A 16,412-nucleotide genomic window follows, 5' to 3' on the forward strand; every position below is an offset into this window, starting at 1 on the left:
TTTAAATAATTTATTGAGTTTTTTTACTGTTCGGCTTTAAATAAAAAAGCATTATTTATTTTTACTGTATGAATCAAGACAACAAAATTTTTGTATTAGTAGATTTTCAGCGTATTTGGCAGCAAATGTTGCCGCTTACCTACACACGTCCCATCTCTGATTTGCGTATCGGGGTGCTTACTTTGCGCAAAAAGTGGGAATTGATGCTCAAAAGCCCCGTTCAAATTGTTACCGCTCCTTATCTAATGCAAAAAGGCAATATAATCTTTGCCCGAAGAAGCGATATTTATCAACAGCAGCATATTGCCGGAGCGTACATTGGCACGAAAAATCCGCACCCTCAAACCCGCCCAAGCTTTGCAAGACGGCGGCGAAATTATTGCGTGGAATGGCACATTGCAGCAGAGTTCTCAACAATTCAGTGCCTATCAGTGGGAGTCGCCGTGTATTTGGCTGCACCGTCCCTGGGATTTGTTTTTGCACAATGCCACCGCCATTGAGCGCGATTTTCAACTGCTCACACAAGGGCGTACCTCTACACCTTTGAGCAAGAGCAATCGTATTATCGGCGACAAAAAACGTATTTTTTTGGAAGAAGGAGCTGTTATAGAAGGAGCTACGCTCAATGCCAACGGTGCAATGATGTATTTCGGTGCAGGCTGCGAAGTGATGGAAGGGGCAATACTGCGCGGAGCTATAGCTGTGGGCGAGCACGCTGTGGTGAAAATGGGAGCTAAAATTTATGGTGCTACCACCATCGGTGATTATGCCAAAGTAGGCGGCGAAATCAACAACTCGGTAATATGGGGCAACAGCAACAAAGCACACGACGGTTATTTAGGAAATTCGGTGCTGGGCGAATGGTGTAATCTGGGTGCTGACACCAATAATTCCAACCTAAAAAACGACTACGGGAAAGTGCGTATGTGGAGCTATGCCGAGCGCGGTTTTATTGATACCAGCCTACAATTTTGTGGTTTGATAATGGGCGACCATTCCAAATGCGGCATCAATACGATGTTCAATACCGGAACGGTGGTGGGCGTTTCCTGCAATATTTTCGGCAGCGACTTTCCGCCCAAACATATTCCTTCATTTGCGTGGGGCGGCGGCGAACAATTTACCGACTACCGCTACGACAAAGCGATGGAAACCGCAGCACGAGTATTGGCACGGCGCAACCAAAATTTGAGCGATTTTGATTACGACCTCCTCTATCAAATATGGCAAGACAGTGAGCCTTATCGTATTTGGAATCGGAAACCATAAGTTATACAATCATTTTTCTGCGTCTCGTAGAAAATATCCTTTATTAATTTTTATCTATCTCTTAAAATTTTATGGAATGTTTTTTTACATTTGCACTAAGAGTCAGTATAAAAATTATCTTTCTGTTCAAAAATGCTGCAAACCTGCTTTTTCTTTTTAAAATTCATTGGCTCGTTTTTATATATCTTTTCATCAATATTACACATATAATATATGCAAAAAAAAATGTTAACAGTTTTTGTTGCTTTGTTCCTCTTTACTTCTTTTTTGCAAGCACAAAGTAAAAAAGTAAAAATAGTAACAGATATGGGTACTATTAAAGTAATGCTATATGACGGCACTCCTCAACACCGCGATAATTTTGTAAAATTGGTACAGGAAAAATTCTATGACGGCTTGTTGTTTCATCGTGTTATTAAAGATTTTATGATACAAGGCGGCGACCCCAAATCCAAAGATGCCGCCCCCGACCAAGCCCTGGGCAACGGCGATGTAGGCTATACAGTGCCGGCGGAGTTCAACGACAACTATTTTCATAAAAAAGGTGCACTCGCCGCCGCCCGCGACAATAATCCGCAAAAGGCATCATCGGGCTGCCAGTTTTATTTGGTGCAGGGCAAAGTATTTGATGAGGAATCGCTGCAGTCGGCGGCACGCCGCGGCGCACGCCCTTTGAGCGATGAGCAAAAAGAAGTGTATAAAACCATCGGCGGCACGCCGCACTTAGACGGCAACTATACTGTATTTGGCGAAATATATAAAGGTTTGAAAGTAGTGGATAAAATAGCAGCACAGTCCACCGGAGCCAATGACCGTCCTAAAAAAGATATTCATATAAAAAAAATGCGCCTGATTCGTTAAACAGTAAACACACACACATTACCCGAAGCCAATTCATTATTTCACTTTTCTTTTCTGATGCACAAAAGAGATTATTTTTAAATACAAAAAATAAATCTTATCACCATTATTTTGGGATAAAGACAAAAAAAATTAATTACTCACATATTTATTACTACACTACAATATTTGTTTGGCAATCCTACAAACAACACTTTTTTAAACGCTATTCATGCGAGAACTTATAGTAAAATCACAAGGCAAGGGAACAGAAATTGCACTGCTGGAGGAAGGCATACTTACCGAACTACACTATGAACACGAGAATACCCGCTTTGTAGTGGGAGATATTTTGTTGGCAAAAGTAAAACGTATTTTGCCCAGTCTCAATGCCGCTTTTATTGACTTGGGAAAAGAAGAAGGATTTTTGCACTATACCGATTTGGGCACACAAGTGCGCTCGCTCAATAATTTTGTAAAAGCTGCCCTATCCACCCAACAAACTACCCATCTTTTAGCCGACTTTAATATAGAGCCTTACACCGAAAAAAATGGAAAAATAGGCGATTTGCTGCAAAAAGGGCAACCTTTAGTAGTACAAATTATCAAAGAGCCGATTGCCAACAAAGGGGCGCGTTTGAGTACCGAAATTTCTTTTGCCGGCAGGTACTTGGTGCTCATTCCTTTTTCCAAAGAAATTTCGGTATCACAAAAAATAGAATCCAAAGAGGAGCGCAAACGTTTGGAACGCCTCGCCAAAAGTATATGCCCGCGCAACTTCGGTATGATTATCCGAACCGCCGCCGAAGGCAAAAGTGTAGCCGACCTCCACGCCGACCTCCACGAATTACTCGGAAAATGGGAGCAAGTGTATAGAGGAATTTTATCGGATACACCGCCCGCCAAACTGCTCGGCGAATTAGACAAAGCCTCCGCCATTTTGCGCGATTTGCTCAATGCTTCTTTTCATCGGGTAGCGGTAGATGATGCCCGTTTGAGTGCCGAAATTCGGACTTACATCAGCCGCATTGCTCCGGGCAAAGAGAGCATCGTGCAACATTATAGCGGCAAAAAACCCATCTTTGACCACTTTGCCGTTAATAAAAATATCAAGGCTTCTTTCGGAAAACACGTCAATTTGAATGGCGGTGCTTATATTATTATAGAGCATACCGAAGCCATGCACGTCATTGATGTAAACAGCGGCTATAAAGTGAGCACCAGCACCGATTTGGACAGCAATGCCTTATCGGTAAATTTATTGGCAGCAGCCGAAATTGTGCGCCAAATCAGGCTGCGCGATTTGGGCGGTATCATTACCATTGATTTTATTGATATGAAATCAAACGAAACCGAAAAAGGTATATGATACGATGGTGGAGTTGATGAAAAATGACCGCGCCAAGCATACTATTTTGCCTTTGTCAAAATTTTGCCTGATGCAGATAACCCGCCAACGGGTGCGCCCCGAATTGCAAATTACCAATACCGAAACCTGCCCTCATTGCAATGGTAGCGGTGTAGCACAACCCAGTTTGCTGCTCATCGACCATGTTTATGAAGATTTGAGCTACTTGTTCAAAGAATTAAATTATAAAGAACTAAAAATAAAAGTACATCCTTTTGTAGAGAGCCACTTGCAACGCGGTTGGTGGTCTTTGCGCTACCAATGGATGTGGGAATTTAAAAAACGAATCAATATCAGCTCTGATGCTGCTTTGTCATTAATGGATTACCATATTTATAACAAAGAAGGCGAAGAAATAGAATTATAAAACAACTCATTTTTTTTTGCTTATAATAAAGCGATGCAGCCTATATTTTTTATTCAAAAAAAGTTGTGTTCAGACAGGAACTTTCTGACAATCTTTTCGGTTTCTTTTTTTTAGAAAAAATAACTAACATTATCAGCTTTTAGCAACAGGTGATTTATTTTTTATATACATAAATTATTAATAAAAAGATTCATTTATTCATTAACCCAAAAACATTATTTATCAAACATGAAAACATTAAAGTTTATTTCTGTATTTGTATTATGCCTTGTTTTTAGCAACCAAGTGTCTGCACAATAGAAATATTTTACAGGCGGTACGCTTTCTTTTTTATCTTCCGGCGTAAAAGATGTAGATGACCGCGCCACCACTTATTCGGTAATGCCTTATTTGGGCTATAATATGTCCAACAATTTGGTATTAGGTTTGCGTGCGGGTATTTCGGGCGAATCTTATGGCGATGACAAAGAAAGCATGTTTAATTTGATGCCTTTTGTACGTTTTCGCCGTACTCCTAACGAAAAAATGGGGGTTTATTTGCAAGCTGATGCTACTGTTGGTTTTGGCAGCGCAGAAGTAAATAGCATCAAAAACAAAAGAAGCAGCTTTGAGATTGGTGTGCGTCCGGGTATTGATTACGCGTTCTCAGACCGTTGGGCTATCAATGCCAATTATGGTTTCTTGGGTTTCCGCACTGCTACCACTAAACCTGACGGCGGCGGCGACGGCACTACTGCCAATGTATTTGGTTTGGCACTTGACCCTGCTACTTTGGGCTTTAGTTTGAACTATGCGTTTTAATAATAATTAGCAAAATTTAAAACCCCAAAAAACGCTTTCAACACGAATGTTGAAAGCGTTTTTTTATGGTATATTTTTTCAGAGTTTTTCCGGCAATGATTTGAAAATTAACCACGCTCCTACTGCTATCAGTGCCGCCGCACCCCACAATACCTGATACGGAAAATGCGACATTAGTTGTGTTCCTATCAATGGTGCTACTACATTGGAGGTAGCATAGGCCATTCCGTACAACGACATATATTTTCCTTCTTGTCCTTCCGGTGCGCATTTCAGTGCCCAGGTGGTACTGAAGGGCATCACCCATATTTCGCCAAACGAAATAATGGTCATATACAACACAGCAGCTGTCCAAGCCTGCGCTAAAGGCAACATCAATGCCACATAGCTCGCTGCATACAGCAAAGTGCCTATACGAATGAGCGACATCATTTTGTAGTGGCGTTCCAAATAATGCACCACCGGCATTTCGAGCAGCATCACCACTACGCCATTGATGGCAGATACACAACCGATAGTAAATTCGTTCCAATGATAATATTGCTTAAAAAACGGTGGCACTGACCATACTAATTGCATAAAAGATAAAGCTCCCAAAAAAGTGCCTATTATAAAACGCACATAAAGAGGATCTTTGAAAGCAATCCAAGCATCGTCAGCTGTGTGCTGCTGCTGTGAGGCGGCAAGCGTTTCGGAAAACGCCTGCGCCGGTGCTTCGGGCAATAGAAAAAACAAAGCCGCTGCTGCCGCAAAACAAGTGAGCGCATCTACCCAAAAAATATAATGCCAACCCTGCAAAATGAGCCAACCGCCCAAGGTAAGCGATAATGTAATGGCTAAATTAAATGCTACCCGCAGCAGCGAAAAAGAGCGCGTGCGCGTAGCGGCTGTGCTGTTGAAGCTGATAGCCACGGAATTTGCCGGACGAAAAGCTTCGGATACACAACTCAATGTAAAAAGTGTGGCACACAATACATAATAATCACGCACCTGCAACAGCACCAATGCCATCACACCAGTAGCTACCAGCGAAACAAGTTGTACGCGACGATAGCCTATTTTATCCGTCAGTGAACCACCGATTTGCTGCCCGATAATAGCACCCAAACCAAAGCAAGCCATTGCGACACCCGCCTGCGACAGACTGTAATGCAGCGACTCGGTAATATATAACGGCAAAAAGCACATAATCATAGAGCCGCTGCGATTGATAAAATTTACAAATGCCAACAGCCAAATACGCCCTGATAATCCTTTAAAGGAAGTAAAAATATTAGTCATAAAAAAGTGCTCCAAGGTAGCTATAAAACAATAAAGGTCAGCATCACGCCGACCTTTATTGCAATAACATATATGAAACAATTAATAAAACAATTCTATATTTATAATAATAAAAACGAGATTTAGTCCGTAATATTTTAATTTTCAAAATATTTATTAAAAAATACTTTAGTTAATTTAACCATTTACAAGGACAAATATAAACACAAAGTTTAAAAATTAATTTATTAATTAAATATTTTTTTTCATTATACTAATATTGATAATGCTTAATTTCTCTTTAATTCTACTAAAAACTTCTTATTCAACAATATATGTTGCTCGTTCCACGCTTGCAGCACAAAAATATAAGGTGCTTCGGGCAGTGCATCGCCGCTCCAGCGAAGCTGCTGCAAAGTGCTGCGCTGCTCATAGACGAGTTGTCCCGACAAAGTAAATACCTGTAACAAAGCCGTAGTTTCGTCGCCGTTTGCCACTTTCCATATATCATTGCTGCCATCGCTATTGGGCGAAAAAGCATTCGGAATCTGCCATTTTTCAGTAGTAACATTCGTTTCTTCTTCTTTTTTTCCTGCACCCTCTTCATCATAACAACCGTCAAATACATGAATATAATAAACAGCCGTTTGGCAAATTCCGTCAGCGATACAAGCTGTTAACAATACCGTATCCATACCGGAAAAAGCAGGCAAAGGCACATAACGTACACAGGTATCGCTGAGTTGGTGCAAGCCGCACTGAAACACCGACTCCAAAGCGGTGATACTATAAGACTCCTCTCCAAAACAAAAGTCGGGGCACAATACCAAAGGATTGGTCAAATTATCGGTGCAGGCATAAGACACTTCCGGCTGGCAGGGCGTTCCTACTTGCAAATAAATGGTAGTGGTAGCATTTTTTTCATCACATACCGAATTATCACATACGGTATAAGTAAAAAAGTCATTACCCGTAAATCCATCTTCGGGCATATAGGTAAGCGTATTATTCACTAAACCCACAAAACCGTGCTGCGGAAAACTAAAATTACAAATACTTAAACTGTCGCCATTGACATCACTGTCGTTGAGCAAGGGGTCAATGCTGTACGCCGATACTCCCGAAGCCACCTGAATACTATCAGATTGTGCCGAAGGTGCAGTATTAGCCGCGTTGTTGATATATACAGTAATGGCTACCGTTTCGCAAGTACCGCTATTATCGCAGGCAGTGATGGTGAGTGTTTCTTCTCCAACATTTTCCATACCCGGTAGTGGTGTATAATCTACACAGGTTTGTTTAATATCTTTACCACAACTGAATAAAGAAGCCACTTCGGTGATAACATAATCACTCGACAAACTGCAAAACAGCGGACAAATGCTGATTTTCGTCATGGCTGTAGTGCAATAAGTATTTTGCTCGCAAGAGACAGCGTTGGGTTCTTCTATATAAATAGAATCATTTTCGCAAACGGGCGGCACAATATAAACGGCGGCATTGCTCCACACACAAGTGCTGTTTTCGGTAAAATGAGCTGTTAGTGGAATATTCTCACCTGTCCCCACCGGCAATACCAAAGTCACTGTTTGCGGACTTTCGGTGATGGTATATAATAAACCGTTCACCGACAAATATCCGCTTTGCGGTGCATTGTTGTATGCTACGGTCAATATTTGCTGGAAAGTATTGTTTTCGGTATCGCACCCGCTTTGATAACCCACACTAATATTGTTGATGGTGCAGGGGGGCGTATCAATAATTTCTTCTTGTTGGCAAGGTAGCGGTGCAAAATACATAAAATACTCCGTGAAACTACATTCGGGAGCAGCACTGAACCATGCTGTTACATCTTGAATACTGCCATCGGCAGGCAAGTTATTTAAAGTGACATACTGAGGACTTTGTGTAATTTCAAAATTTTGTCCGTTTACTGTCAAAAACCCTGTTTGTGGGGCATTATTATAATATACAATAATTTCTTGCGAATAAGTTTGAGTTAATGAATCACATTGAGTTTGCCCTCCTACTTCTAACTGATACAGAGCACAAGGCGGTGGCGGCAGGCAAGGCGCAGGTGCCGTAAATACATCGGCGGCGGCATAGATACAATTTTCATCTGCCAAAAAAACGACTGCTATATCATAAGTATTTCCATTCGCAATCAAGTTCGTAAGCGTTATATTTTGCGGGCTTTGTGTAACGGCAAAAGCCTGTCCGTTTACAACTAATTCGCCGTCAGCAGGTGCATTTTCGTAATATACAATAATTTCCTGTGTAAAAGTTTGTGTAATTTCATCGCAGGCTGTTTGTTCACCGACTGCTACTTGCGCAATGCTGCAAGGCGGCGGCGGTGGAATACAAGGTGCAGGTGCTGCAAAAATATTTGTTGCAGTAGTGGCACATTCCGGTGATTCGCTAAATGAAACTGCTACATCATGAAAATTACCATCAGCCGCAAGATTATCCAATAAAATATATTGTGGGCTTTGCACAACAGCAAAAGCCTGTCCGTTCACTATCAATTCGCCGTCAGCAGGTGCATTTTCATAAAACACGATTATTTCTTGTGTAAAAGTTTGTGTATTTTCATCGCAAGCGGTCTGCCCGCCGGCTGTTATTTGTGTAATAGCACAAGGCGGCGGCGGTGGAATACAAGGTGCTGCCGCAGTAAATATATCTGCCACCGTCAGCGCACAGGTTGTATCGGCACTGAAATAAATGACGACATCTTGCAACAAACCATTGGCGGGTAAATCACTCAACACAATATTTTGCGGCGCTTCGTTGGTAATGGCAAAACTTTGACCATTCACCACCAAAAATCCTTCGGCGGGTGCGTGGCTGTATGTAATTCCCAATATCTGCGAATAATTTTGTGTAGCTTCATCGCACGGCGACTGATAATCTGCTATTACGGCATCAATGCTGCAAGGCGGCGGCGGCAAGCAAGTAGCAGGTGCAACAAAAGCATCTGCCAAAGAAACGGCACAGGAAGGATAATTCAGAAAGGCAATATTCAAACTCTGCGAACTGCCATCTGCCGGAATATTCCAAATCGTGACGGTTTGCGGACTGCCGGTAGCCGTGTAAATTATATCATTGACTGCGAATAAAGAACCCAAAGGAGCAGTATAATAAATTTGTATATCTTGCTGAAAAGTATTGTTTTCAGGATTGCAAGTAGTATTGCCTATCGTAAAACCTCCCATATAGCAAGGGTCGGGAGCTATACAAGCGGGGGCATTAAATAAATCATAAACTGCTATGCCACAAGCCGGCTGTTCGGTGAAATAAGCAAACACATCAACCGGCACACCATTGGCATAAAGATTTTCCAAAACTACCCATTGCGGACTGCCAGAAACAGGGAAATATTGACCATTTACGATTAAGTACCCTGAAGCGGGTGCATTTTCGTAAGTGAGCATAATGCCCTGCGAATAGGTTTGCGTGTTGGGGTCGCAAGCACTTTGCCACGCTGCTTCTACGGATAATAATGAACATATCATCGGTTCAGGATTATCCACAGGCACTACCACAATAGCAGTATCTTGTGGAGTATCATTGTTATTATCTGTGCTATCCACAGGCACTACCACAATAGCAGTATCTTGTGGAGTATCATTGTTATTATCTGTGCTATCCACAGGCACTACCACAATAGCGGTATCTTGCGGAGTATCATTGTTATTATCTGTGCTATCCACAGGCACTACCACAATAGCGGTATCTTGCGGAGTATCATTGTTATTATCTGTGCTATCCACAGGCACTACCACAATAGCGGTATCTTGCGGAGTATCATTGTTATTATCTGTGCTATCCACAGGCACTACCACAATAGCGGTATCTTGTGGAGTATCATTGTTATTATCTGTGCTATCCACAGGCACTACCACAATAGCGGTATCTTGCGGAGTATCATTGTTATTATCTGTTGTACAATTAGCTGTATCAAAAACTTTAAAAGTATCAAAACCACATACGCTTTCGCTGCTGCTTTCTTGCATCACCAACATTCCTGCTTCTTTTGAATTGTCTTCAATGTACTGCTTAATACCACCCAAAGGCAACACACTATACATAACACTTGCTGCATTGAGCGTATGTCCCAAACCTATTACATGCCCTAATTCGTGTAATACAGATGATTGAAAATCAACCTGTTCGTTGGTCAATGGCGTATCGCCGAAGTTCCAGTTATAGTCGTTGCTGATAATAATATCCGCTCCGTTGAGATAAATATCTTCTCCACACTGCAACATAAAAGAACGGGTACGGGCAATATAACCAATAGGCAAAGTATTATTGAGGTCGTAGGTGATGATATTTTCGCCGTCATCGCTACTGAGGGTATTGGAAGTAGCCCCCTGCACCTGCCAGTTCATTCCGGTTTCGCAACGCCATATTTCCAGCATATCGTTGATGCCACCCATAGCGGCAGCATTATTTGCCAAAGGATAGGCAACTTTAAAAGAAATCCCGTTGCCGCTTTCATTATCATTTACCAAATGTATCGGTTCAAAATTGATATTTCTTTTATTGAAAATAACTTGCAGTTCGTTATCTGATTTTATATAATTACCCTCCGCATTATACACCATAATTTTTCCGCTACCTGCTCCATTGTGTCCGTTATTCGTCAATACACCCGGTATCCACAATTTTATAGTTTCATCGCTCCAAGATATAATATGGTTATCGGGTACTTTTTGGTATTGTTCCAAATTAACTTCGTTAGGGTCGCGAAAATATATGCCTGCTTCGCTGCCCCAAGTGCCAAAATTATTACCTTCAATAGTCAATACATCTTGTATGCCTGCTTTTACTGCGGTCGGATAAAAACTGCTAATTTGCAAAGCATCAGATTTGGCGGCAGGAACAGCGGTATTCGGATTTTTTTTAACGACAGTTGTTTTTTGTGCGGTATATTTTTGAATAGTTTTGTACAATTTTTTTGCCGAAACATATTGTTGCTCTCTATCGTGATAAACACCGCTTTGAGGTTCATAAGCAACAAAACCCTGCACACCCGCAGTAAGTGCATAATGAGGCAAGAGTGCATTTTCCTGATGCAACATAAAAACGCCGCTTTCGCCGATTTGCAGGGACAAACTCGGATACACCTCTTCGTGCCAGACTCCTATACTGCCGCCTTCGGTATAAACACTCACTATATTGGCTGCTGCAATACCTTTCAAAATACTGTAAATTTCAATTTGATGTACAGTGATAATATGTGCATCGTGCCACATTGCTTGCTGCGCTATCACTTTTCCGTCAATAATGAGTGTGGCAGCATCAATGCGCTGCGACAAAGACAAGGGCTGTATCACACATTGACTCTGCAAATTAAGGCAGGTGAATAACAGCATTATTATTAAAGTATGGATATACTTCATCAGCTTTATTTTTTTATTCAAAAAACAATAATAAATACGGCGGCAAAAGTCTAAAAAGATTTTTGGAATAGTTTTATGCTATTCAAAATTCAATATATCAATTACCTTGCCAAAAAAATATTTTTTAAAATAAAAATACACAAATAACTGATAATCAATTATTTAAATATAAAGAAAGAACAAAAAAGGTATATATATTTTTGTGGCTTTCAAATTATCTTTTGGTAATAGGAGAAGTAAAGACGCAACAAAAATTTCGTATGAAGTATTTTTTATTTACTTTTGCCTTTTATAAAAAAATAAATTCTTTATTTCTCATCATATACATTTTTTATGGGTGTTTTAAGTGCTCGTATTGAAAATATTACCGAATCGGCAACTATTCAGATGTCAAAATTGAGTCGCGAACTGAAATCCAAAGGTGTTCAGGTGATAGACTTAAGTCTTGGCGAACCCGATTTTGATACACCTGCCTACATACAGGAAGCAGCCAAAAAAGCTATTGATGAGCATTATTTCAAATATATGCCCGTGCCGGGTTATTTGGATTTGCGACAAGCCATCAGCCGTAAATTCAAGCAAGAGAATAATTTGGACTATGCCCCTGAACAAATTGTGGTTTCTACCGGAGCCAAACAATCTTTAGCCAATATTATTTTATGTACCGTTGATCCGGGCGATGAAGTGATTATTCCTGCACCTTATTGGGTGAGCTATGCCGCACAGGTACAACTCGCAGAAGGAACCGTGGTGGAAATTCCGAGTGCAGTGGAAAACGATTTTAAAATTTCGCCTGCCGAGCTTGAAGCTGTTATCACCGAGCGCAGCAAAGTATTTTTATTTTCATCGCCCTGCAACCCCACGGGCACTTTTTATACCAAAGAAGAATTGCACGGATTGGCGAAAGTATTGCAAAAATATCCACGCATCATTGTTATTTCTGACGAGATATACGAACATATCAACTTTTTGGGCAAGCACGAAAGCATCGCCCAGTTTGAGGAATTGAAAGACCGTGTGGTTACAGTAAATGGAGTATCAAAAGCATTTGCCATGACAGGTTGGCGTATTGGATATATGGGCGCACCCCTCGAAATTGCCAAAGCCTGCGACAAAATGCAGGGGCAGTTTACTTCAGGAGCCAGTTGTATTGCGCAACGCGCCGCCCTCGCCGCCCTAGAAGGCTCTTTAGCACCTACTTACGAAATGCGCGATGCTTTCAAAAAACGCCGCGATTTGGTCATTTCCCACCTGCGCGAAATTCCCGGACTAGTGTGCAACGAGCCGCAAGGAGCTTTTTATGTTTTTCCTGATGTAGAGGATTATTTCGGCACTTCATACAAAGATACTATTATTAAAGATGTGGACGATTTGTGTATGTATTTGCTCAATACCGCCCATGTGTCGGTAGTAAGCGGTACTTCTTTCGGCGACCCTTATTGCCTGCGTATTTCGTATGCAGCCTCCGAAACAGCTCTCACCGAAGCGATGCGCCGTCTGAAAACAGCTTTTGCACAGTTGCAACCGATTATTAATCAATAAAAATATTGTCATTTTTTCAGCGACAATAATGAGCAGTTGGATCAGCCAAATAATGAACTCCTTTGCGGGTTCTGAAGTGATGATTGTCGGAGATGTGATGATAGACCATTACATTTTCGGCAAAATAAGCCGCATTTCGCCCGAAGCTCCGGTTCCGATTTTAGATGTATCTCGTCAGGAATTTCGCTTAGGCGGTGCAGCTAATGTGGCACTCAATATCAAAGAACTCGGAGCTACTCCAATTTTGGTGTCCGTTATCGGCGACCACCGTTCGGGCTACGATTTTTTGTCTTTGCTGCGCGACCAACATATCAACACCGATAGCATTATTTTAGACCAAAGCCGCATTACCACCGTAAAAACGCGCTTAATCAATCAGAATAATATGCAAATATTGCGTTATGATGAAGAAGTGCGCGACCCTTTGGAAAAAAGTGTGGAAATATTGTTGGTGAATCAAATTGCAGACCTGATAGAAGAGTTCAAGCCAAAAGTATTGGTATTGCAGGATTACAATAAAGGGGTGCTTACTCCCTTTGTGATTGAAGAAATTATCAAAATATGTCGTCAATACGAAATTCCTACCGCCGTTGACCCCAAAAAGCACAATTTTTTCACCTACAAAGGCTGCACTTTATTCAAGCCAAATTTAAAAGAAGCTACGGAGGGTTTGTCCATGCCCGCACAAACCTACGAAGATTTGGTGGCGGCAGCAGCCCGTATTGAAGCATTATTAGATAATGAAACTACTGTTATCACTTTATCAGAAAGAGGTATATTTTATCATAATTCTGAAGATAGCAATATCAGTCGGGCTTATAACAAGAGCATATACGATGTATCTGGTGCGGGCGATACGGTGGTGAGTATTTTGGCAATGGGGCTGGCATTGGGATTGGATTTATCCATCAGCGTAGAACTTGCCAATATTGCAGCGGCTGTAGTGTGCAGCAAAATAGGCGTAAGCCCCATAACATCAGAAGAATTGATTGCAGAAACCGAAGCAATTTTCGGAATTGAAGTCGGCAGCAAAGAAACAGAAAACAGTGAGGTTTATCCTCCGCAGTCCGAAGCAGATACTATACACCACTTTCCCGAAGAATCCATAGATTAGTTTTTTTTTCGGAGCAAAAGTAGTGCCATCAAATGAGTTGGTGCAAATCTCAGACATAATTTTCATCAGCAAGGCACTATCAACCTCTTTAAATTCGTCACCCACCAAGAAATATGAGCAGCAAAACAGACATACGCCAATATAGTTTGGCACAACTCACCGAACATTTTGTACAACGCGGCGAAGCGGCTTTTCGTGCCAAACAGGTGTATCAGTGGCTATGGCAAAAAGGGGCGTGGAATTTTGACGAAATGACGAACCTCTCCAAACCGCTGCGCCAATATTTGGACACTCATTTTGTTATCAACTCCCTCCGGCTCAACCTCGAACAAAAAAGCAGCGACGGCACTATCAAATGTCGTTTTGCCTTATTTGACGACAAAATGGTAGAAGGTGTATTGATTCCGGCAGATGAGCGCGTTACAGCTTGCGTATCCAGCCAAGTGGGGTGTAGCCTGACGTGTAAGTTTTGCGCCACCGGACAAATGAAGCGTATGCGCAACCTCAATCCCGATGAAATTTTTGACCAAATTATTACGCTCAACCGTTTATCACAGCAGCACTACGAGCGTTCTTTGTCCAATATCGTATTTATGGGTATGGGTGAGCCTTTGCTCAACTATGCCAATGTAATGGCGGGTATCGAAAAAATATGCAGCCCGCAGGGTTTAGGTATGTCGCCGCGGCGGGTGACGCTCTCCACTGCCGGCATTGCCAAAATGATCAGCAAACTCGCCGATGATGAGCCACGTTTTAATTTAGCGTTGTCGCTCCACGCCGCCAATGACGAAAAACGCAATCAGATTATGCCCATCAACGAAACTAATTCGTTGGCGGCATTGCAGGCGGCTTTGGTGTATTATCACGAAAAAACCCAAAACCCTGTTTTTATTGAATACCTGATGCTCAAAGATTTTAACGACTCGCTCCAAGATGCACAAGAATTATTGCGTTTTTGTCGCGCTGTGCCGTGCAAGGTCAATTTGATTGAATACAATGCGGTAGAAGGTACAGGATTTATGCGCACCGATGGGCAACGTATTGATGATTTTTTGGGGTATTTGAATAAAAAAGGACTTATCGCCACTTTGCGGCGCAGTCGTGGCAAAGATATTGATGCTGCCTGCGGGCAGTTGGCGAACAAATAAATTTGAAGCAATATAAAATATTAACAATCAATATTTTATATCGGATTCATTTTATCTTTTTTTTAAATAATCATTTTATCTTTCATTCAATTTTTGAATTTTGGCGGGCATTTATCTTCATATTCCTTTTTGCAAACAAGCGTGCAGTTATTGTAATTTTCATTTTTCTACCCTGCTGCGCTACATACCCGATTATGTACAGGCTTTGTTGCGCGAAATAGAATTGCAAGCCGCCTATTTGAATGCCGACCCGCTGATTGAAAGTGTGTATTGGGGCGGCGGCACCCCCTCTTTGCTGCCCACAGACGACCTGCATCGTATTTTTGAACAACTGCACCGCTATTTTCGTATTGCACCCACCGCCGAAATTACCCTCGAAGCCAACCCTGACGACCTGCACACTGGTTATTTAAAATCTCTGCAACAAACGCCTGTCAATCGTTTGAGTATCGGCGTACAATCCTTTTTTGATGAGGATTTGAAGCTGATGCGCCGCGCCCACGATGCCCGCCTCGCATTGTATTGTATCAAAAATGCACAAGATCGGGGATTTGAAAATTTGAGTATCGACCTCATTTACGCCACCCCCACTTTGACTTCGGAACGCTGGCAGCAAAATTTATGGCAAACTTTCGCGCTGCAAGTGCCGCATTTTTCGGCTTACTCGCTCACCATAGAGCCGAAAACGATTTTATATCATCAACAAAGAAAGGGATTTTTTCAGGAAAGCTCCCCCGAAACAGCGGCAACGCACATGCAACAACTGATGCACGAAGCCGCCGCCAACGGCTACGAACATTACGAAATTTCCAACTTCGCCGCCAATGGCAATTATGCCCGCCACAACAGCAGCTACTGGCAACAAAAATATTATTTGGGTTTGGGAGCGGCGGCACATTCTTACAACGGCAACGCACGCCAATGGAATATTGCCAACAACGCCTCTTACATCAAAGCCGTTTTGCAGGAAAACCGCGTGCCTTGCGAGGGTGAGGTGCTTTCTGCCACACAACGCTACAATGAATACCTGCTCACCGGTTTGCGTACCAAATGGGGAGTAAAACCCGCCTACATTGCCGCCGAATTTGGAGCAGAGCGACTGCGGTATTTTGAGGAGCAGGCGGCAGAGTTGCTTGCAAAAAAATGGGCGTATTATGATGCAGAACAACAGTGCTACCGCCTCACCCAAAACGGCATATTACTCGCCGACCGCCTCACCGCCGATTTGTTTATAGATGACGAATTGTAAAAAAAATGC

Annotated in this window: 7 protein-coding genes and 3 pseudogenes; 8 read left to right on the forward strand and 2 right to left on the reverse strand. The window is 42.0% G+C overall.

All coding sequences use genetic code 11. The features are described from left to right. Window positions 1-68: 68 nt before the first annotated feature. The 4 genes and pseudogenes from IPL35_17445 (at window position 69) to IPL35_17460 (ending at window position 4,685) form a co-directional block, all read left to right on the forward strand. Window positions 69-1,269 (forward strand): annotated as a pseudogene (locus tag IPL35_17445) (GlmU family protein). A gap of 213 nt (window positions 1,270-1,482) precedes the next feature. Next, complete coding sequence (locus tag IPL35_17450; protein MBK8445071.1) at window positions 1,483-2,130, forward strand: peptidylprolyl isomerase; 648 nt, start codon at window positions 1,483-1,485, stop codon at window positions 2,128-2,130. A 211-nt stretch (window positions 2,131-2,341) separates the two neighbouring features. Further along, window positions 2,342-3,884 (forward strand): annotated as a pseudogene (locus IPL35_17455) (Rne/Rng family ribonuclease). Between the two features lie 312 nt (window positions 3,885-4,196). Continuing rightward, window positions 4,197-4,685 (forward strand): annotated as a pseudogene (locus IPL35_17460) (outer membrane beta-barrel protein). A gap of 78 nt (window positions 4,686-4,763) precedes the next feature. On the opposite strand, the gene IPL35_17465 reads toward IPL35_17460, so the two are convergent. Together IPL35_17465 and IPL35_17470 are read right to left on the reverse strand one after the other, a co-directional pair. Next, the gene (locus tag IPL35_17465; protein MBK8445072.1) at window positions 4,764-5,966 is read right to left on the reverse strand and encodes an MFS transporter; all 1,203 of its coding nucleotides are present in this window, start codon (window positions 5,964-5,966) and stop codon (window positions 4,764-4,766) included. Window positions 5,967-6,235: 269 nt separating this feature from the next. Next, window positions 6,236-11,284, reverse strand: a complete 5,049-nt coding sequence (locus IPL35_17470) for a gliding motility-associated C-terminal domain-containing protein (GenBank protein ID MBK8445073.1) — start codon at window positions 11,282-11,284, stop codon at window positions 6,236-6,238. Between the two features lie 399 nt (window positions 11,285-11,683). On the opposite strand from IPL35_17470, the gene IPL35_17475 reads away from it, so the two are divergent. From IPL35_17475 to hemW, 4 genes are all read left to right on the forward strand, one after another. Beyond that, entirely contained in the window at window positions 11,684-12,892 is a 1,209-nt protein-coding gene (locus IPL35_17475; GenBank protein MBK8445074.1) for a pyridoxal phosphate-dependent aminotransferase, read from the forward strand. A 28-nt stretch (window positions 12,893-12,920) separates the two neighbouring features. Next, window positions 12,921-14,006, forward strand: coding sequence for a D-glycero-beta-D-manno-heptose-7-phosphate kinase (locus tag IPL35_17480; protein MBK8445075.1), 1,086 nt, complete (start codon window positions 12,921-12,923; stop codon window positions 14,004-14,006). 113 nt (window positions 14,007-14,119) lie between these two features. Beyond that, entirely contained in the window at window positions 14,120-15,154 is a 1,035-nt protein-coding gene (rlmN, locus tag IPL35_17485; protein MBK8445076.1) for a 23S rRNA (adenine(2503)-C(2))-methyltransferase RlmN, read from the forward strand. A gap of 100 nt (window positions 15,155-15,254) precedes the next feature. Then, complete coding sequence (gene hemW / locus IPL35_17490; GenBank protein MBK8445077.1) at window positions 15,255-16,403, forward strand: radical SAM family heme chaperone HemW; 1,149 nt, start codon at window positions 15,255-15,257, stop codon at window positions 16,401-16,403. Window positions 16,404-16,412: the final 9 nt, after the last annotated feature.

The sequence above is a fragment of the Sphingobacteriales bacterium genome (assembly GCA_016711285.1).
In the GTDB taxonomy this organism is placed as follows: domain Bacteria; phylum Bacteroidota; class Bacteroidia; order Chitinophagales; family UBA2359; genus JADJTG01.